19 protein-coding genes and 1 pseudogene are annotated in these 18,901 nt (G+C 43.2%); 5 read left to right on the plus strand and 15 right to left on the minus strand.

Annotation, left to right across the window (positions count from 1 at the left end; all coding sequences use genetic code 11):
- Positions 1 to 33: 33 nt before the first annotated feature.
- The 8 genes from FD960_RS08505 to FD960_RS08540 form a co-directional block, all read right to left on the minus strand.
- Positions 34 to 2,514 (minus strand): arsenate reductase (azurin) large subunit, encoded by a 2,481-nt coding sequence (locus tag FD960_RS08505; RefSeq protein ID WP_215298638.1) that lies wholly within the window; start codon positions 2,512 to 2,514, stop codon positions 34 to 36.
- A 15-nt stretch (positions 2,515 to 2,529) separates the two neighbouring features.
- Positions 2,530 to 3,048, minus strand: a complete 519-nt coding sequence (locus FD960_RS08510) for an arsenate reductase (azurin) small subunit (RefSeq protein WP_215298640.1) — start codon at positions 3,046 to 3,048, stop codon at positions 2,530 to 2,532.
- 359 nt (positions 3,049 to 3,407) lie between these two features.
- Positions 3,408 to 3,827 (minus strand): hypothetical protein, encoded by a 420-nt coding sequence (locus FD960_RS08515; protein ID WP_215298642.1) that lies wholly within the window; start codon positions 3,825 to 3,827, stop codon positions 3,408 to 3,410.
- Positions 3,828 to 3,897: 70 nt separating this feature from the next.
- Positions 3,898 to 4,224 (minus strand): hypothetical protein, encoded by a 327-nt coding sequence (locus tag FD960_RS08520; RefSeq protein WP_215298644.1) that lies wholly within the window; start codon positions 4,222 to 4,224, stop codon positions 3,898 to 3,900.
- Positions 4,225 to 4,244: 20 nt separating this feature from the next.
- The gene (locus FD960_RS08525) at positions 4,245 to 4,970 is read right to left on the minus strand and encodes an AAA family ATPase (RefSeq protein ID WP_215298645.1); all 726 of its coding nucleotides are present in this window, start codon (positions 4,968 to 4,970) and stop codon (positions 4,245 to 4,247) included.
- Between the two features lie 63 nt (positions 4,971 to 5,033).
- Positions 5,034 to 6,053, minus strand: a complete 1,020-nt coding sequence (locus FD960_RS08530) for a hypothetical protein (RefSeq protein ID WP_215298646.1) — start codon at positions 6,051 to 6,053, stop codon at positions 5,034 to 5,036.
- Positions 6,054 to 6,077: 24 nt separating this feature from the next.
- On the minus strand, positions 6,078 to 6,458 hold the full coding sequence (locus FD960_RS08535) for a hypothetical protein (RefSeq protein WP_215298647.1): 381 nt from the start codon (positions 6,456 to 6,458) through the stop codon (positions 6,078 to 6,080).
- Entirely contained in the window at positions 6,455 to 6,616 is a 162-nt protein-coding gene (locus FD960_RS08540) for a hypothetical protein (RefSeq protein WP_215298648.1), read from the minus strand. The genes FD960_RS08535 and FD960_RS08540 overlap by 4 nt, the downstream gene beginning before the upstream one ends.
- Positions 6,617 to 6,830: 214 nt before the next feature.
- Here FD960_RS08540 and FD960_RS08545 point away from each other — a divergent pair, with 214 nt between their 5' ends.
- Positions 6,831 to 7,790, plus strand: coding sequence for a hypothetical protein (locus FD960_RS08545; protein WP_215298649.1), 960 nt, complete (start codon positions 6,831 to 6,833; stop codon positions 7,788 to 7,790).
- A gap of 9 nt (positions 7,791 to 7,799) precedes the next feature.
- On the opposite strand, the gene FD960_RS08550 is transcribed toward FD960_RS08545, so the two are convergent.
- A complete protein-coding gene (locus FD960_RS08550; RefSeq protein ID WP_215298650.1) occupies positions 7,800 to 8,372 on the minus strand; it encodes a site-specific integrase in 573 nt (190 codons plus the stop codon).
- 271 nt (positions 8,373 to 8,643) lie between these two features.
- Positions 8,644 to 9,177, minus strand: a complete 534-nt coding sequence (locus FD960_RS08555) for a hypothetical protein (RefSeq protein ID WP_215298651.1) — start codon at positions 9,175 to 9,177, stop codon at positions 8,644 to 8,646.
- A 382-nt stretch (positions 9,178 to 9,559) separates the two neighbouring features.
- Here FD960_RS08555 and FD960_RS08560 point away from each other — a divergent pair.
- The 3 genes and pseudogenes from FD960_RS08560 to FD960_RS08570 form a co-directional block, all read left to right on the plus strand.
- Positions 9,560 to 10,006, plus strand: a pseudogene (locus FD960_RS08560) (DUF6641 family protein); the annotation flags it as partial.
- 59 nt (positions 10,007 to 10,065) lie between these two features.
- A complete protein-coding gene (locus FD960_RS08565) occupies positions 10,066 to 10,212 on the plus strand; it encodes a hypothetical protein (protein ID WP_215298654.1) in 147 nt (48 codons plus the stop codon).
- Positions 10,213 to 10,214: 2 nt separating this feature from the next.
- A complete protein-coding gene (locus FD960_RS08570; protein ID WP_215298656.1) occupies positions 10,215 to 10,577 on the plus strand; it encodes a DUF6876 family protein in 363 nt (120 codons plus the stop codon).
- 3 nt (positions 10,578 to 10,580) lie between these two features.
- Here the strand turns inward: FD960_RS08570 and FD960_RS08575 are convergent, their stop codons facing one another.
- Positions 10,581 to 11,993, minus strand: coding sequence for an RDD family protein (locus tag FD960_RS08575; protein ID WP_215298658.1), 1,413 nt, complete (start codon positions 11,991 to 11,993; stop codon positions 10,581 to 10,583).
- 88 nt (positions 11,994 to 12,081) lie between these two features.
- Between FD960_RS08575 and FD960_RS08580 the strand changes: the two genes are divergently transcribed.
- On the plus strand, positions 12,082 to 12,549 hold the full coding sequence (locus FD960_RS08580) for a hypothetical protein (RefSeq protein ID WP_215298660.1): 468 nt from the start codon (positions 12,082 to 12,084) through the stop codon (positions 12,547 to 12,549).
- A gap of 87 nt (positions 12,550 to 12,636) precedes the next feature.
- Here the strand turns inward: FD960_RS08580 and FD960_RS08585 are convergent, their stop codons facing one another.
- The 4 genes from FD960_RS08585 to rpoD form a co-directional block, all read right to left on the minus strand.
- Entirely contained in the window at positions 12,637 to 14,040 is a 1,404-nt protein-coding gene (locus FD960_RS08585; protein ID WP_215298662.1) for a hypothetical protein, read from the minus strand.
- 57 nt (positions 14,041 to 14,097) lie between these two features.
- Positions 14,098 to 14,598: a hypothetical protein gene (locus FD960_RS08590; RefSeq protein ID WP_215298663.1), complete on the minus strand. Its 501-nt coding sequence runs from the start codon at positions 14,596 to 14,598 to the stop codon at positions 14,098 to 14,100.
- Positions 14,599 to 14,600: 2 nt separating this feature from the next.
- A complete protein-coding gene (locus FD960_RS08595; RefSeq protein ID WP_215298665.1) occupies positions 14,601 to 15,515 on the minus strand; it encodes a hypothetical protein in 915 nt (304 codons plus the stop codon).
- A gap of 655 nt (positions 15,516 to 16,170) precedes the next feature.
- Entirely contained in the window at positions 16,171 to 18,711 is a 2,541-nt protein-coding gene (rpoD, locus tag FD960_RS08600; protein ID WP_215298667.1) for an RNA polymerase sigma factor RpoD, read from the minus strand.
- Positions 18,712 to 18,901 lie beyond the last annotated feature (190 nt).

Consider the following 18,901-nt stretch of genomic DNA (forward strand, 5'->3'; position numbering starts at 1 on the left):
GAAAAACTCACCCCCAAGTCAGGACAAAATCAATTAAACATCAGCGTATGCTCTGCGCTTAAACGATACAGTACGTTTAAAGTCACTCATGGTGCCAACACGCTTAATGTTTGCATAAGTGCCTTTGTAGTACGGAATCACGTTTCTATCAACCCACTCAGTTGTCACATCACCTGCTACACCTTTAACATAACCAAAGAGCATAAAGGTCTGCTTAGGCTTGGCATCTTTTACTGGATAGGCCATCGCAAAAGTAGATCCGTAGTCATTAAACACTTCAACGACATCGCCTGCACTAATACCCAGTGCTGAAGCATCTGCTGGGTTAATTTCTAAATAGGCCATTGGATAACGTCCACGGACAAACTCGTTGTACTGGTCATGGTAAGCCGTCTGCCATACCTCATTAGCTCTTCCATTGTTAATCCAGAAGGCATATTTCTGCTTTTGACCCTCAACAGGCTTTGGTAATCCTGGCCATGGTGAAGGCTTAAAGTGCGCCTTACCGTCATCAGTATCAAACTTGTTATCAGCGTAAATCATTGGGGTGCCGATTAACTTATCGCCCTGCACTTCTTTAATTGGAAGCTGGACTCCGTTGTTGCCTGCTTTAGCCAATAGGGCATAAGTCGCCATGTAACCTGTGTCACCACCTTGGCTATCAATTGGGCCGGCGCCTGGACGACCTGCCTGACGGAATCCGTCATTGAAAGCATCTTCTTCGGTTTTCCAATCAAAGCCTGAAAAGCGTTTTGCCATTGCTGCATTACCCTCCTTCTCGTATTGAGCTTTGATAGTGTTAGCTACCATTGCAGCAATAATGCAATCTGGTTTTGCCTCGCCTGGAGCATCCATAAACTTCTGAGATAAACGCATACGGCGTTCACCATTCATAGAAGTTAAATTCATCTCGCCAGGCTGGGTGGCTGGCAGCATAATTTGAGCAGCTTCTTTTAGAGATGTTGGGTACAAGTTAATACTCGCAACAAACAAACCACCCCGTGATGTTGCATCGTAAATGGCATTAACCATCTCTTCGGGTGAGGCGCCACGAGTTTTAGACATTGCTTCTTTCACGATCTGAGACCGCTTAAGAACCACCTCTCTTAATTGCTGAGCATTGTTAGATGTTTGGAAGTTGTTGCAACCCCACCAAGTCATCATGCGGCCATTGCCTTTAATAATCTCTTGATCAATGTAAATCTTCTCGCCTGTTGGATGTGGTGGACGTGTGTAGCCCTCTTGGTGTCCACCCATACGCACTACGCCTGTACCACGACGACCTACGTTATGCGTTGCAATGACCAAATCCACTAAAGCAGATTGGATAAGGTAGTTGTCATTACCCCAAATAATGCCTTTTTCATATGAGTGCATTGCGCGCGGCATTGCACCATTAGCCTTTGGCTTATAGCTCCACTCCGCAGCCTTCTTAAGTTTATCTATTGATACGCCAGTGATCTTGCTGCACTCTTCAAGGGATAAATTATTAGCCTTAGCTGCCTCGTCAAAGCCCTTTGTATGTTTAGCAATAAAGTCTTTATCAATCCAACCTTGCTCAATTACATAGGTAAACAGACCATTAAATAAAGCAATGTCAGTTCCAGGCTGAATATCTAAATGCAATGTACGGTCTTTTGCTTGCAATTCACATAAGGAGATGGTGTTATTTTTCCGAGGGTCAACAAAAATGACTTTGCCTTCACCGACTGGCTCATTACCAAACATATTCTTTTTCTTATCAACTGTAGAGCCAACAATATTTGGCAACCAGTGATTCAAGAAATAATTTGTTTGAGTCTCATAGGGATTGCCACCAATAGACCAAATAACATCTGCTAATTGAGCATCTTCATAGCTATTATTCAGTTCGCCAATGCCCATTTCACGGGTAGCATGGCACTCCGAGTTATACGCTGGACGATTATGAATACGCACTGATGGGGTTTGAATGGCGCTAAACATCAACTTGCCTGAACCCCAGGTATTCTCAAAACCACCACCTGCACCACCATGGTCAAACGTAGAGTAAAAAATTGAACGTGGGCCATCGTTATCAATAATCTTCTTAATAAGTCCCGCATAAACTGCCATAGCGTAATCCCAGGTAGTGTCAAGCCACTGATCACCAGCATAAAACTGTGGTAGCTGTAGGCGCTCCTGTGTAATACCTTGAGGGTTATACATATACGTTGCCATCTTGCCGCCACGCGTAGAACTCAAACCACTATTCACGACGCACGCCTTGTCAGGAACAATCATGATGTTAGAACGCTTGCCGTTCTTGTCCACAATGGTATTAGTCATCGCTGGCGTGAGAGTTACAGCCATTGGAGGAAGCTGCTTACGGAAATCTAAACCCAACGCATTTTGATTTGGGGCTCTTCCACCCTCTTTATTTGCATCCCACTTGTACACGTTATATCCGCACCCTACGATACAGAAGTGGCAGGTCATATTTGTTTTTTGAGCATCAACTGGGGGTAATGCAATACGGTCATTAAATGTTGTCATGGCGATTATCCCGTCTTAAAGAATATTAGAAGCGCGGCCATAAATGAGGCCATTCACACCAACCGCTTTGAACGAGTCAGTGCCTGAGTCATACTTCAATTCAATTTTTGGCAGATTTTCTGTTGCCTGACCGCATACCATTTGACCCAAGTGCTCTGGATCAAAAACGCTAAAGTGACATGGGCATTTAAATGTCTTAGCCTGTTGGTCGTAATTAACGGGGCAACCCATATGCGTACACAGTGTGCTGTAAGCAACTACATCATTATTGGGGCCAACTCCCCCGGCGACCGGTCCATCCATTTTGATCGCAACACATGGGGAACTTGCGTCAGGGTAAGTAAAGTTCACTGGGGTATTTACCTTCATTCCTGCAGATTTACCAATGTTACGCTCTGGATAGGCTAAAACCGCACCATTGCCTGGAGCCGCATTTGCAGGACTACTCACAAGCGATGCTGCAGAACCAACCGCAACTGCAGAACCAATACCAGTTACCTTTAAGAAATTCCGTCTACTTTCATTCGATTCCATCTTTTGCCCTCTCTATAAATGTGAACAATTTCTAGAAATAAGTATAAGTTTTAAATTTCGACAAACATAGAAATTATGTCGGTTTGATGACTAAGGATTTCCCTAGTAGCCCTAAAGGCTGATGAAAAAAATAGAAATATTTGTGTGCAGCGCACAAATCATTTTCAATGGTGGCTGACTGCTCATGGCCGATTTGAGACCTTCAAATTAATAAAAAACCCTACTTTGAGAGTCGCTTGTACACTTAAAAACAGCCACTTAACCACCATCCCAATTGATTTGGAATGTTTACAGCATTAATTTTTGACAAAAAAATGCCGGCAATCCCTGAGAATTACCGGCAAATCGTTTAAAACGAATTAGTGATCTCGTCGCAGTACTGGAATCCCACCGATCAGATCAGGTCCCCTCATCCACAATGGATCCAGAGAGTTACTTGCTATACCGTTCATATAGCTATCTGGATGCAGCAAGAAAATGGGCTTGCCAAAAAAGTACTGATCTAGCGTTGCTAACTCAATGCAATCGTCACAAAACTTATCCCACCGTTTATTGCCACTCACGGCCTGATCTAAATGCTGGTTGAAGTACGCATCTTCCTTTAATAACAGCGCCTTTACCCGCTCAAATACATATTGCTTGCGCAATTCAGGCCACTGATTCAATCCATCCTCCTCATAACCGCTGATATATAAGCCAAATTTTTCATGGCTTGTTAAAACCGCTGTTTTGATACCATAGTCGCCCATGTATAAGGCACTCATTGCTTTATTTTTCATTTTTCATTTCCATTAGCTATATAAAAACGTCTGCAATGTTTAATTGCAGACGCAAATCGTTTGAAACGATTTAGAAGTGGGCCGTCTCGATAACGCTGCCATCAAACGCATTAATAGATTTCCAAAAAATTGAGCCATAGCGTAATTTGGCTAAGTCATACTGCGCCATACATTGACCCAGCAATGCCCCAGCCTCTAACAATGCTAATTCACTGCCATCTTCATAGGGGATTGCCAACCTCACAGTCTCATCGGTTCCGTCAGAGATAAAGGCACACTCCTCTCCGTCAGCTTCAATAACAGCATCAGCCAAGAAAAACTCCAGCTCTTTTACGGTTTTAGCATTTGCATGCTTTGCTGCCAATTGAATATTCATCGTTACAAATTTTGTTGCCATAGTATTTCTCCTTATTCCTATTAGATGGTGACTGCTTGACACTGTGACACTATGGGCGCTGCTACATTTGACTTATTTGCGTAGTAGTGCTTCACAATTTGCTTGCTGGCATTTAGTACACCCCGACCACTACCCTTGCAAGCAGCCGCCACATCAATAAGCACCTGATCGGGAATGCCCAATACCCCGTAATAACTAAGCACCCTGCTCATAACAGGCAGCCAATGACTACTAGGTGCCGCAGTAAAATCGACTACATGACAGCGATCAATTACTGCACGATCAATTTTTGATAAATTATTGGTTGTCAAAATAAACACTGCATGTTGACTGCCCCCATTCATCGCGGTTTTAAGCGATGGCATATAAGCACCAGTTAAGTTATCCACCTCATCTAATACAAAATAGTGAAATGCATCGATGGGTGTGAAGTTACAGCGATTAGCAATACTTACCATCATTTGTGCGTGATTTGACGTAGCAGCAATGTCAAAATACTGCGGCAACTGTGCATCTTGTCCGCTATGCGCTTGCTCAATCAAATCGGGCAATATTTTTGCCAAAGCACTTTTGCCAGTCCCCACATCCCCATATAACAAAATGCCGTTTTTTCCCGATCCAGGAAAGCCGCCATTTTTAGCAATGCAGTCCTCAATCATCTGCTTCGCTTTTGCATCTTTAAAAACTACATCGCCCAATACTTTAGGCTGAAACTTCTCATCAAAATTACTAAAATCAGGTTGCATAAAACCTCCAATGAATGATTGCTACAGGACAATTAATCCCGCAGCAATCTGTTTAGTTAAAAATTACTCAGCCATTGCCGCTGCTTGCGCTGCCAACTGATCTACTTGGTCAACATCGCTTGCCTGCGCCTGCTCTTCTTGTTCGTTAGCAATAGCATCTTTGCTAACCTTGTAAAATGCTAACAACGCTGCGTTTACTACCGCTTTATCGCTAAGCCCAGCACGTACTGCGTACTTGCCGCCCGATAAAGGTGTAGCAATGAGCACGATTTGCCCTGCTGTAGCGTCCACTTTTTGCGCTAAGACTGCACTGTCAAACACGGCCAGCTCACGTGCATTTGCCCATTGCTGCGCTTGCACCAGTTTTTCGTCACGTGTTAGTAATGCAGAACCTGCGCCATTTGATTTTTTGCTTTCTGCATTAGCCAAGCGCATTGCAGTTAAGCCCCCTTCAAAATTTTGCACGTATTGTGCAAAATCAGCAGGTTCGCAGCCTTTCTTTTTTGCGTAAGCAATAGCTGAGTAGTAGCTATTAATTTTTCTAGCATCTGCACCAATAAATACGCACATTAAAAACTTGCTGAGCACATACGTTTTTGGTGTCATATTAATGTTGCGATCCAGCATGTATGCATCCAAGCGATTTAAAATACGCTTTTGCTCCTTCTCACTCTGCTGCAAGAACAAGTCATACTTTGCGTAGCACTTGCCCACAATGCTATTTAAAAATGCATTGCTACGGGCCTCTGCAACATTTAGCTCTCGCTGATATTTCCCGTACTCTGCCGCAAGATCATCTAACTCTGTTATCAGATCACCCATTGCAGCCGCCCCTATAAGCGTTTCAAAGTCAATAGACTTAGCAGCACCGCTGCCATCGCTCATAAATTGCGCTCGCACGTCGTACCATTCTTGCTTTTGTCCAATGCTTGCCTTCTCTAGCTCACGCAAAGCCTGCTGCGCTTGCTCTTCAGAAGTACCGCTAACCGTTACCTCCGCCCCTGTGTCTTGCATAAACTTTTCAATGTCTATTGCCTGTGCTGCTGTGTTTACTGCTTGTGTGTTTACTAATGTTGCTTCCATTTTTACTACTCCTTGTTTGTTAAATTAATGTGTTACTGCTACTGCTGTTACGTCGTCCTGCAAAGTTGCTACTGCTGCGTTAACTAACGTATCCGTTAAGCTTGCACATTTACGTGTTAAGTACAGTGCAACAATGCATTCGTCCGTCATATGCCCATCTCCATCTACTACAAAATCTAATTCTTCTTCCAACTCCGTCAGCATCGTTAGCAACAGCTCTTCTTTATCGCTGCGCTGTTTAATGCTGTCGTAATACTCTTTAACTTCTTGCATCTGTCTGCAAAACAATATTTCAGCTTCAGCTTCAAAACTTTGCTGCTTGCTTGCAACAATGTTTGCTAAAGCCAGTGCCGCTGCTGTATTACCGCTTGTTGCTGCGTTTGTGTTTAATCGTGCTGTTTTCATTTACTACCTTTCAATATGTGTTTAAAAAAATTACTAAGTGCTGCTTTACTGTTTGTTATTAAATTTGCTGCACTATTAGTAGTGCGCTGTGCTGCTAATCCCTGCACTCGCTTAAAGTCAAGCAAGTAGCAGTTTTGTGTTGTTAATGCTTTTTGCATGTAGCACCCCCGTGCAAGTTAGTAACTGCGTTAATAAGTCCTGCACAGCAACTACATATAAGTAGTGCTGTACTACGTGAAATTGCGTGTTTAAAGCGACTGATTTGTTAAAGAGCGGCAGCAGTGCTGCGGTATGTAATGAGAATATTCCTGAACACATATGCTTGAAAATTGCTTGTTATAATTAATGCTATAACTATCAATAGATTTTTTTATGGAAAACCGCAAATTCCGCATCAAAATTAAAAAAACGGGTGGCTATGCACTAAAGCGATGGTGGTTTTATGCGCTAATGGCAAGTGAGAGTTATGTCTTAGCTCACGCCTTCAGGGAGGGCAGGCTCTCCACGGAGCAGATTGCCAGCCTACCCTGGGACTTCAGTAGAGTCTTGCAAACCTATGACAACTTTGGCTGGGTAGGCAATATCACCTTTACCGATTGGCTTAAACGCAAAGATAAGGTGCTATTTAGAACCGAAAAGCAATTGCCGAGCGTTTCTACAATCACCCGCATACCCCGTGGTGACGCAGGTGATCCCAATAAGATTATTGATGATGTAATGAAGCATCTTTATGGCACTAGGGATAATCAAAATTTCCCCAATGCCCTACTTCTATCAATTCCACTAAATCTTTCCAAGCAATCCATCTTTAGGCAAATCGCTCAAAAAATCGATGTTTACAAGCAGTCGCCTAGAAAAGCTAACAACCCAGTTGACCTTGAAGTACCGCTATACAGATTTAGAGCAAATAAATTAAAAACTACAGCATTTGACTCTAGCCTTAAGACACTCCATACGAAGATCCGCAACCATGAGTGGCCGCTTTGGAAAGTAGGTACAAAGGTAAATCTGAATGTAGAGGCGGCGATTGAGATTCGCAAAGCCGAGGCAATGCGAGAAGAGATTGAAAGAGCTACGGGAAAGCGACCAAAGCCAGAAGATAGCGCCTATCTTGAAAAAATGACAATGAATACACTGGCGCATAGGCAGATCAAATATGCATTGCTACTGGCGGAAAATGCTGCTCGAGGAAGATTTCCCAGCATTGACCCAATTGTCGATAAAGACGGAAAGACCATCACATTAAAAATGGATTACCCATTTATGAGTGCTGAATACGCAATTGCTGAAGCAGAGTTTTATGAGCGATATCCACAACCTGAAATCGTTTAAGACGAATTACTAGATTAGTTCTACTGCTTTACGCTTTTGATCGTCGTTGCAGTCTATATAGTGCTGCACACTGGATAACTGTCTGTGTCCACTCAATCCCATGATCACCCTCACCCCAACACCCTTAGCCGCTAAGTTGGTAATAAAGCTCCTTCTACCCGAATGACTACTAGCCCCTGGAATAGCTGCACGTTGATATAGATAGTGGAAGAACTGAGTGGCTGTATTGGCACTAAAGCCATCACTGCCTTTCTTCTGGGAATAAAATAGTTTTTCCCGGGGATCATTGGGGGTATAGATCTTGATATAGGCAGCCAATTCTTTTTTAAGCTTCTCGCTAATAAACACGGTGCGGGCGTAACCACCCTTCGCTTGCTCTGGGCGCAACATGATCTCATTTTTGATAGCGCCTTCTGCGTCTACTACGTCCGCAAAACGTAAAGAAGCCATTTCCGCAACACGTAATCCTGCGTAATGTGTAATCAGTAGCATAGCCCTATTTCTAGCGCAATGCTTGCGTGTAGCAATGTGATCTAAAACTCTACGTAATTCTTGCGCGGTTAATGTTTTCGCTTGTTTCATTCTGCAATCTCCCTAAATCAAATAAAAGTCACACATTCAATGTAATTTCTTATGTGCGTGAAGTCGACCTAAAAAGGTCATCTGATATTTAGTGAGATTTCTTCAATGATCACAATGGTTTAGAGACGATCAGCAGGAAAATATAAGGTTTTGCGTATTTACTTACATTTACACATCTCAAAGCCAATTACACCCAATTGAAGAAAACAGCCGAATTGCGTTTTATCTATGCAATCGGCTGCCATACTACTAAATCCAAATATAAACAGCTCTAAGCAGCGAGCCTTTGTTTAAGGTCTGCATCGTAGTTTGATGAAAAGTAATCTGGGCTATTGCCAGTCTTTTCCCGGCATGAGCGCATGGGGAAATGCTCGCTCAACACCAATTCATGCTTATCATCCACAAGCGCCACGGTTAATTGGCAGGTGCGTAAATCCACCGTAACAAACCCCATGACCTTGGGCTTTGACATCGCACTATCAAATCGCTTGATCCAGCTGCATAGGATGTGTTCGCCGTGATTGGCGGACTGGACATCTATATTGATTTTTTGGTAATGGGCAATGACCATTCCCAGCGCCTCCATATCGATATCGGTAGTAGCTGTATGTTGCCACTGGGTAAATGGCACTAGATCGATTAAATACTTTAAGTGCTGCTGTGGAAGGTCTAAAGTTCCATTAAATACTGCGTTGTAATACATGCCCTTGCCAAAAGTTTTGCCGAACTTTGGGTTGTTATATAAACGCACTGCTATTTTTGTTCCTTGTTTTGTTACTTGTTTTGTTATTTGCTTTGTCTCCATCTCTTTCTCCTGATATGGTCTAGTTGCGGGTTGCTTTGTTGCCTCTAGTCACAAACCCAGAAAAGAAGTCACTTGTCTGGGTTACTAGTCGCTTCATGCCTTAAGCAGTAGCTAGTAACTAGCAACTAGTTACTTGTAACTTTGTTTCTTCTTGTTACCTAGTAACCCATAGCAACTCAAAGCAACTCACATTTTTATTTATGCCTTCTAGATAAGATCTGAAATTTATTCTTTGGTTTTCGCTGGGTTTCACAAGATTTCGATCCCATTGCTTATTGATCTAGCTATTGCTTCATTGATCCGTTGTTTTTCCATGCCAGATCAGGTCGACCCTTTTGCAGGGCGACACTATCGTTAAGACTCTACTAACAACAAGGAGTTTTCAATGTCCGTTCTAACAAGTCTTAAATTAATAACAGGTAAGCGCCCGGTATCAGCTAGCCCAATCGTACTGCGCAGAAACAAGATGGCCAATAAGATTGCTGAGCAGTTGGCACTTTGCGAAGCTCAAAAGTCAGGGCAGCTATACCAACCCAAAGTCTCACGCACTTATACAAACAAGCAAACGGGCGAACGCATGACTGTAGACACAGTAAAACGTGTACGTCAGTGGTTTTACATCAGCCCCGAGGGCAAGATCAACTTAACTCTTAAGTACGGCAGCAAAGTATTACCCCTGAATAAAAAAGGGGCTAATGCAATTGAACTAGCTTCAGGCGATGAGCTCATAGCCACACTGAAGAATCTACAGACTGCCGTGCTAAACGGTGATTTAGATGAAGCTATTAATGAAGTAAGCGAGATGACTCGCAATTCATTTAAGAAATGATGACCCAGGGCTAGTTTGCAATCGTGCAACTAGCCCATTTTTAACTTTAGGAGAATTACATGAATACTTACTCAGCTTACGTCCGTGCCAATGGATTTGTAGTCCAAACCAGAATCTGTGCAAACAGCGTTTCAGATGCAATCTTTTTACTCAAAGGCCAATATGGTGCTGATAATTTGGTGCATTTACCTCAGCAAATCGACTAAAGATGTCAAATTCAGAGTTTGATGCTGCAACGCTTGGCCAATTTACCGGTACTGAGCACTATTACCGCATTAGCCCCAGCACAGTCATTACAGATGGCTGCAAATATCTAGCTGATGAAGCTGGGGCATATTGGCTAATGGATGCAATAGCTAGTTATCTACCCCAATTTACAGGACGTGAGGAATTTATATCTGCCAAGCTCAACGTGACAAGAGGTAGTGCTGAGCTAGCGTTAGATAACGGCAATGGGAAAGTACTTGATCGCCAGCACATTCCATTTACTGACTTCCCCATGCCTACCATTACCCTCTATGCCTGCTGGAGTGGTGACTTCTGGGTACTGCTACTGCCTAGTGAATACTAGTAGCTATCGTAAGACTGATGATCTGATTTCTTGCTTAGTGATTTCTTTTTGAACCTTTTGCAGTACCAACTGGGTCAGTAATAGGCTTATTGCCAGCACGGCAACAATCGTTAAACGTGCCACACTAATTCGCTTCTGCTGAACTACAGTTCCTGAGTGATCCCAGGCCACAGGCAAACCATTGTCTAAAGCTTTTTTAGCCTGCCAAGCATTAAATGCCTGCACTAATGGATAAAAAATCATAAAGGAAAGTGCTTTAGATATCACCAGGTATGCCCTAGACTTTGATTCAACCAAACTCATTGGCTGATAGTTTTTATTAAGCACTCTTATCCCTACCGCCAACTTACCTATAGTCGTTTGAAATTTATAAATCATGTAGCTGTCATATAGATACAAGAACAAACACAGCCATAGCAAGCCAGTAATTAACTCTGCAATCATCAAAAACATAGTTGCGCTAGATGGCACAATTAAAATCAATAGCAAGCCAGGCAAATCAATCAGCCCCGCCACTAGCCAAACAATAAAAATATCTATCGTCCTTGCCCACAATCTTGACCAGAAAGTTGCCTGAATCATCTCAGCCTCAACTTTGGACTCGATATCTTTAGCTGGATAGCTTAAGTTTTGCGCAGAAGTATCTTGCGCTACTTGGGCCCCAGCAGTTTGGAAGCCTTCTTTTAGCCAACGCATAACAAAACGAAGTAATAAAAACCCAAGCCAGCTAATAATGGAAATCAGCAAGGCAATCAAGAGATCGTCAATGAATGTATCGCTCCAATTATTTAAGCGCACAAATGCCCGAATGACTCCTATAGAGAACACCAAACCTACAGTTGCAATTTGCACACGTCGCCACCCTGGATGCCTCTCAACCAAGAGACCAGACTGAACTAGTCGACCCACAAAGAATGCAACAAGCGGAATTAAGCCAATAGCCAAAAAGCCGAATAGCAATGCAGTCCAATATCTTTTAAAAATATTTCCAAGAGTCTCGCCAACTGATAAAGGTGCATCTACGCAGCCAAAATAATTAAATAACTCCATTCGCGCAAAGTAACAGGTCGAATATGAATTGCTATAGAGGTAAGGATTAGCATTACAGTACTGGAAATTCTTTGCATACTTCCAACCAGGCCACTGCTCAGTTTGCTCACCATATAGGGCAGCTATTTCAAGCGTGAAGTCACTGCCGTCTGGATATCTGTTAATCGCAGTACAAAAACTAGATTTATGCTGCTCAACCACTTTAGCTTGGTACTGGTCGGACTCTTTATTCCAATTAATTAGCCCTAAAACAGTCATGCCAACGGAAAAGATCACGGCCATTACTAGCGCAATGCTAAAACCGATTTTGAGTCGACTTAAAGCCACTTCTTTAGTTATAAGCGGTTTACTTGAATTTGGAGTCATAGGGAAAGTATATCGTTTTTAGAACGATCAACATCATGCTCTACGGCAATTACTGAAATCTTATAAATATAAGAAATGGAGAGTGCAAATGAGATTGAATGAATTTTTAAGTGATGATGAGTGGATTCGTTTGCAACGAATTATGTACACCAGTACCTTGGAAGCGTTAAACACCTATCAAAAACAACGTGCAGCGCAGTATGTCCCAAAGCCCCTTGCTGCAAAGTTAAAACCCGAGATAGCAAAAAAGGCACGTACCCTAGCAGCACGTAAAGCCAAGCGACCACCCCAAGTTGCAGCACCCAAACCTTTACCCAAACCCAAGCCACTACCCCTGCCTGCTACAAGTGGCACCCCAGCGTATCAACCTATCAAAGCACCCACCCCACTACCTGCAGGCACTAGAAGAGTGGCAGCAAGAAACCAATCCAAGCCCCCACCACAAAGTGCCAAATTACCGCCCAGTATGCGTGAATTACCAAGCGGTCAAGTAGCTATGATCCATGCCAAAACCGACCCGATAGCGCAGAAGAATATGGACAAAGAACGAGGCTAGAGAGCCGGCAGAGCGGTGGTCCTGGGGATCTATATAACGCAAAAAAGTGCGCTACCGGCACGACAGAGGCTATGCGAAATTAGATGCTCAAGATTTCTTCTTCTTGAGAGCTTCTTGCTGCTGCTTAAGTTTTTTAGATTGATATACCTCGGGCACTTCAATCTTATTAAACAGCGCCCCTCGTGCTTTAGGTGCCCGTACATTTTCAGCAATCGCCTCACCCGTAGCCCTGTCATAGTGCTTGGCAATAATCCCAGGTGAATTACCCAACTGCAAAGCAATGTCTCGTAGCGGTACCCCATCCATATTCAGTACAGTAGTGGTGTGGGCACTGCGGAAACTATAAAACACCCGCTTCTTACCACTATTGGGATCACGCAGCAAATTATGCTCATCCAAAAAGCGATCAAACATATGGTGTGATGTACCCAGCTTGCCACCACTGCGGGTTCTAAAGACATAACCGGGATCATTGCTCTCAGTCAGCTTCTTCAAGGTGGTTTTACCATCTGGGTAATTACGAGCCACGATCTCTTTTAGCACCTTGAAGGTTTCATCAAAGCCATTGGCGTCCCGATCCTTGGTCTTGCCATATACCGATAAGGTCACTGTAGGCTGCCACTCAATTTGCTCAATGAGATTGCCCTCTTCGTCATATTCTTCAATGGGCTTTTGGGATGATTCATCTTCAGCCAAGAAACCTTCTGCATTGGTCTCTTGGGGCTGCATATCCACAATCTTGGTCTTGTACTTGATGTTTTTCCATTGCAAATTCAGCAGCTCTTTACCTGGCCTAGCCCCTGTATCAATCAAGATGCGGACATAGTCATAAAGGAGTTCACGCTGCTCACGCTTGGCTTCAGATCTGCCCCGTAGAATCCAGGCTGGGAAGTTGGCCAAAATGGCATTGACCTCTTTTATGCTAAAGGTTGCGTAGTTTTCACCCTTGCGCCCTGTGGTCTCTAGCTCGGGCTTCATGGCTCTAGTCATAAAGCCGCGAATAATGGCCTCTTCAAAGATGTAGTTCAGCGTAACATTATGTTTTCGTACTGTGCTGTAGGCAGGCTCTTTACCCATTAGCTCAGCACGATCAAGCTCATATTGCTTGAGTGCTGCGTAATCAATCTTGTTGATGTTCTTATTACCCAGGCAAGGGATTAAGAAATCATCAATGATGCGCTTGTACACACTGTAAGAAACTGGGGCTTCACCTTTTTCCGCCTTGTCATCCATGCGTTTCTTGGTTAGGCGAGCGATATCCTTGAACTTCTTGGTAACTACGGGAATATTGGCTTCTTTTTTAAGCTCAGCGATGCGTTTGAGATCTTTGGCCTTGTCGATGGCCTTTTCGCGATCTCGTAATCTAGTGGAAGCGATTAGCCACTTGTCATCCACCTTGTAGCGGCATTGCCAAACCGTACTGTTTGGGCGCTTATAGAGAACGAGCTCACGCGGGTAGATTTCGTAGGTGCTGTCGAGCTTTTCAGGCATCACAACACTTTAAATTTTTAAAACGATTACGTCAACGGATTTTGTAGAAGCGAAATATTAAGAGTCGCTTCCCTTTTCGAGAAACTGAAACCATTTACTTAAATTAAGCTGTATGACCAAAAACGAAGCAATCAACATGCTCATTGAAAATGCCGCTATAGCCAAGCAGAAAGCTGTAGACCATGAATTCATCAATAAGCCAACTGTAAATTGAGTTGATGCCGACAATAGGCAAAAAAATACAGAAAATGAAAGTACCCTGCTAAGTCTTTTAAGTGGTCCATATTGGGTCAACTTTGGATTTATGGTCCTTAGCTCTTCAACCTTCTCAATGTATTGCTTATTGTCATAAAGACTTTCTTTTATTTTAATGAGTATCCCCGTTTTCAAGGACAGCAAAAAACCACCCATAGTAAGAAAGCCGGTGAACAAGCTGGCACGTAAATTCTTTTCATAGAACAAGTTCACATCGCCAAAATAATATTGAACCAATGTAAAAACTAGAATCCCAACCAAAGCTGGAACACCGTATAAAGAAAAGTTAGCTATTGCTTTCAATCTTAACCCTTAATAGGAGTGCTAAAAAAAGGAAGTTTACTTTTATATGTAGATTGCATTTTTTTCATAAACCAAGAGTCATTAAAGTCTTGGGGATGAAGACTCTTCATTTTCTCCGCAATCTCGTCAAACTCAAATTCTGCAAATACCTCAAGATTGTCTTCAAGAAAAATCACCTGCTGTTCTCCGTGTTGATCCTCCCCTACTAACTTGGCTTTATCAAATAACTTTCCAGCTACAGCCTTTTTAATGGCTGAAACTACTGAAGAAAGGCTTGCTTGCTTATCGAATCCATAGCTCTGGCTTACCCTGGAAGCCATACCAGATAATGGTGTAAGACTGGGCTCATCCACATTCAAAGTCGCAACAGTGAAATCAAAAGACTTCACTCTAGCCATGTTGATTAGCAACTTTTCAAAATTTTCTTTTTTACAGATATAGTTCCAGTCAAATGTATCGTTATATTTTTCTTTGATGGCCTTTTTATCTTTTTCCTTTTTAGCAGCCTCTAACTCCCTATTGCAAATAGATTTTGAAAATTCAGCGAACTTCTTACGGAACATAAATCCCAGCGTATTTAATGCGCAAGAATGATAGTAGTGCTGATAAAGCCCCCTCCCTGTTTTAGAATTGACTATAAAAAAATTAAATTCGGCTAACTCAGAATTCGGAGATACGTCTCTTGAATTTATTTCAATCTCCCCATCCTTTTCCATCAACTCAATAAACTGCCTGATGTCTTTTGTAGTTATAACAAGACCAGAGTAATAGCCATCTTTTGACTGAACATATACGAATCTTTTAAAGCCACCAAATTCATAACCTTTAATTGGATTTTCAACCAAATAATCAAGAAACACTCCCAATGGCACCTGACTGCCAGTCCGAAATTCAACGCCGTGTAACTTAACCTTCATATTTAGATCCAATTAACTTATGTGATTATCATTTTATGTCTGAGCTTGTTATTTTTAATAATTTTTATAAACAAAAGCCCCAGCTATCTCTAACTGGGGCTTTGCTTTTCTGGTGGGCCCACCAGGACTTGAACCTGGGACCAAAGGATTCCGGTTTGTGTAGCTTTCACTACTCCCTGGACTATGCCTTCATCATATTGATCGCTCAACTTAGATGGGTGCCGTCTAGTCTCTACACGTTCAACAATACTTTCGCATTGAAGCTTCGCTCGGCGTTGCCATATTCGTTTAAAACGATTTGTGTACTTAGTAGCAAATACAACAATTCGTTTAAACGTCTTTAGGTTTCTCCGAATTTGACACCATCCCTTACACAGTTTCCACGTGTAAGGCACAACTTACGCTATGAGTCCTCTGCTCTAACCAACTGAGCTATAGGCCCTAAAACTTCACATTACTTGCCGCACTACTTCTGCACTCACTAGGCCAGTAATTAGGTCTAAAAAGTGTAGAAGCACTGTAGAAGCAATTTTTACTACTTTTACTACACTTAACTGCTTGATTTAATTAAGTAATTTTAATAAATCAAAAAACTTAATTAGATTATGAGTCCTCTGCTCTAACCAACTGAGCTATAGGCCCGTTAGTCTTTGGTTCAATCCTCTTCGAGGAAGGTCTTGAGTTTGTCACTGCGACTTGGATGGCGCATCTTTCTCAGGGCCTTGGCTTCGATCTGACGAATACGCTCACGTGTAACGTCAAACTGCTTACCAACTTCTTCGAGAGTGTGATCTGTACTCATCTCAACACCGAAGCGCATACGCAATACTTTTGCTTCGCGCGGTGTTAATGAATCCAATACGTCCTTCACGACATCGCGCATCGAGTCGTGCAATGCAGCTTCAGCAGGAGCCAATGTATTGTTATCTTCAATGAAATCTCCTAGATTGGAGTCTGCATCATCGCCAATCGGGGTTTCCATGGAGATAGGCTCTTTAGCGATCTTCATGATCTTGCGAATCTTGTCCTCAGGAATTTCCATCTTGAGCGCCAAGGTTGCGGCATCTGGCTCATGACCAGTTTCTTGCAAGATCTGACGACTAATACGATTCATCTTATTGATCGTCTCAATCATATGAACTGGAATGCGGATCGTACGTGCTTGATCAGCAATGGAGCGGGTAATCGCTTGACGAATCCACCAAGTTGCATAAGTAGAGAACTTGTAACCACGGCGGTATTCAAACTTATCTACCGCCTTCATCAAACCGATATTACCTTCTTGAATTAAGTCCAAGAACTGCAAACCACGGTTGGTGTATTTCTTAGCAATCGAGATTACCAAACGTAAGTTGGCTACCGTCATTTCACGCTTTGCTTCACGCGCACGCTTCTCACCCGCGATCATTTGCTTGTTCACTTCTTTTAATTCTGGAAGTGGCAATACCACGCGCGTTTGAATATCAATTAACTTCTGTTGCAACTCTTGAATCGCTGGAACGTTACGTTGCAATAATGCTGTGTAAGGCTTGTTTTCTTTAAGGAGCTTGGTAGTCCACTCTAGATTCATGGACATCTTTGGGAAGTCTTTCAATACTTCACCACGATTTACACCAACTTTATCTACCAACAAGCTCACAATGCCGCGCTCGAGTTTCCATACCTGATCTACCTGTGAACGCATGGTGTCGCATAACTTCTCAACACTCTTTGCAGTCAAGCGGAAACCAAGCAATTCGCCACGAATCGCTTCTTGTGCCTTGATATAAGCTGGGCAGTTATAACCCTCTTTATCAAATGCACGGCGCATCTTGTCAGCCTGGGCACGAACAATCGCAAATTTCTCTAAAGAGATTTGCTTCAACTCTTCTAATTGCTTAGCATTGGCTGTGGCTGCGCCACCGCCACCTCCGCCACCACCTTCATCTTCACCGCCATCTTCATCACCCTCTTCGGCATCCGGGTCAACTTCTGGCTCTTCAGGTCCAAGCTTAATATCTTCCGCATTTGGATCAACCAATCCGTCTACGAATTGGTCGATCTCCATCTCACCGCTAGCAATCTTGTCTACATTGCCTAAGATCTCAGCGATCGTTACAGGGCAAGCAGCCAAAGCCATCACCATATCTTTAAGGCCGGCTTCAATCTTCTTCGCAATGACGATCTCGCCTTCGCGAGTCAGCAGGTCTACCGTACCCATTTCGCGCATATACATACGCACTGGATCGGTTGTACGCCCGAACTCTGAATCCACCGTAGAAAGAGCGGCCTCCGCTTCTTCTTCCGCCTCTTCTTCAGTAGTTGCAGCAGAAGTATTCTCGTTTAACAAGAGCGTTTCAGCATCAGGAGCTTGCTCGTAAACAGTAATGTTGATGTCGTTCAACAATCCGATCAAAGTCTCTAATGCGTCAACATCAGACAACTCATCAGACATTACGTCATTCATTTCGCCATGAGTTAAGTAACCCTTGGACTTACCCATCTTGATCAATGTCTTCAGACGAGTACGACGCAACTCTTGCTGCTCTTCAGAACCTAATTGTTGCGCTGCGAATTCTTTTAGAAGTGCTTTTTCTTTTGCCTTACGCTCGCGCGCTTTCTGACGATCCGTCAATACTGGCTCAGCACCTTCCGCAGGTGCATCAGCCTTTGGCTTGCGACCCTTTTTAACTTCCTCAGTAGCGACCGCTTCGACATCAACTTCAACTTCCGCAGCTTTTTTGCCTTTGGTTTCTTTAACTTCTTTTGCAGGTTTTGCTTCCTTCACCACCTCAGCTTTGGGCGCCGCAGCCTTACCTTTTTTAGGAGCTTCAACTTTCTCAGCCTTCGCTGGCGCCTTTGCAGGAGCCTTAGCAACCGGCTTGGCAGGCGCTTTAGCTGGCTTAGCAGCAGCCTTAACTGGCTTGGATGGTGTTTTCGCTTTCGCTACTGGTTTAGCTGGAGCCTTTGCTTTCGGTGCTGGTTTTGCTGGCGCTTTAGCTGGCTTGGCTGGTGTTTTCGCTTTCGCTACTGGTTTAGCTGGAGCCTTTGCTTTCGGTGCTGGTTTTGCTGGCACTTTAGCTGGCTTAGCAGCAGCCTTAACTGGCTTGGCTGGTGTTTTCGCTTTCGCTACTGGTTTAGCTGGAGCCTTTGCTTTTGCTACTGGCTTCGCTGCTGCCTTGACTGGTTTAGCTGGTTTTTTCTTGATATTTGGCATTTATTAGCACTTACTCACATTACTGATGATTGATCTCAGCTGATTAAAAACAGCCTCGTTGTCCACTTGCCCCAAATTTCTACAAAATAAAGCGCAAGTGGCTGAATTAATTCGGTTTTTTTCTGGGAATAGAGGATTATAGTCGATTGCGACTTTTTCACCCCTCCTATTGCTAAAAATATGGGGTAAA

This window comes from Polynucleobacter sp. AP-Nino-20-G2 (assembly GCF_018688235.1).
Lineage (GTDB): Bacteria > Pseudomonadota > Gammaproteobacteria > Burkholderiales > Burkholderiaceae > Polynucleobacter.

Bases quoted from the DNA above. Each gene is read 5' to 3' on its own strand.
- FD960_RS08565 (WP_215298654.1), top strand. From the start codon at position 10,066: ATGAATACTTACTCAGCTTACGTCCGTGCCAATGGATTTGTAGTCCAA.
- FD960_RS08595 (WP_215298665.1), bottom strand. From the start codon at position 15,515: ATGAAGGTTAAGTTACACGGCGTTGAATTTCGGACTGGCAGTCAGGTG.
- FD960_RS08515 (WP_215298642.1), bottom strand. From the start codon at position 3,827: ATGAAAAATAAAGCAATGAGTGCCTTATACATGGGCGACTATGGTATC.
- FD960_RS08530 (WP_215298646.1), bottom strand. From the start codon at position 6,053: ATGGAAGCAACATTAGTAAACACACAAGCAGTAAACACAGCAGCACAG.
- FD960_RS08520 (WP_215298644.1), bottom strand. From the start codon at position 4,224: ATGGCAACAAAATTTGTAACGATGAATATTCAATTGGCAGCAAAGCAT.
- FD960_RS08545 (WP_215298649.1), top strand. From the start codon at position 6,831: ATGGAAAACCGCAAATTCCGCATCAAAATTAAAAAAACGGGTGGCTAT.
- FD960_RS08555 (WP_215298651.1), bottom strand. From the start codon at position 9,177: ATGGAGACAAAGCAAATAACAAAACAAGTAACAAAACAAGGAACAAAA.
- FD960_RS08510 (WP_215298640.1), bottom strand. From the start codon at position 3,048: ATGGAATCGAATGAAAGTAGACGGAATTTCTTAAAGGTAACTGGTATT.
- FD960_RS08535 (WP_215298647.1), bottom strand. From the start codon at position 6,458: ATGAAAACAGCACGATTAAACACAAACGCAGCAACAAGCGGTAATACA.
- FD960_RS08570 (WP_215298656.1), top strand. From the start codon at position 10,215: ATGTCAAATTCAGAGTTTGATGCTGCAACGCTTGGCCAATTTACCGGT.
- FD960_RS08585 (WP_215298662.1), bottom strand. From the start codon at position 14,040: ATGCCTGAAAAGCTCGACAGCACCTACGAAATCTACCCGCGTGAGCTC.
- FD960_RS08550 (WP_215298650.1), bottom strand. From the start codon at position 8,372: ATGAAACAAGCGAAAACATTAACCGCGCAAGAATTACGTAGAGTTTTA.
- FD960_RS08540 (WP_215298648.1), bottom strand. From the start codon at position 6,616: ATGCAAAAAGCATTAACAACACAAAACTGCTACTTGCTTGACTTTAAG.
- rpoD (WP_215298667.1), bottom strand. From the start codon at position 18,711: ATGCCAAATATCAAGAAAAAACCAGCTAAACCAGTCAAGGCAGCAGCG.
- FD960_RS08580 (WP_215298660.1), top strand. From the start codon at position 12,082: ATGAGATTGAATGAATTTTTAAGTGATGATGAGTGGATTCGTTTGCAA.
- FD960_RS08575 (WP_215298658.1), bottom strand. From the start codon at position 11,993: ATGACTCCAAATTCAAGTAAACCGCTTATAACTAAAGAAGTGGCTTTA.
- FD960_RS08525 (WP_215298645.1), bottom strand. From the start codon at position 4,970: ATGCAACCTGATTTTAGTAATTTTGATGAGAAGTTTCAGCCTAAAGTA.
- FD960_RS08505 (WP_215298638.1), bottom strand. From the start codon at position 2,514: ATGACAACATTTAATGACCGTATTGCATTACCCCCAGTTGATGCTCAA.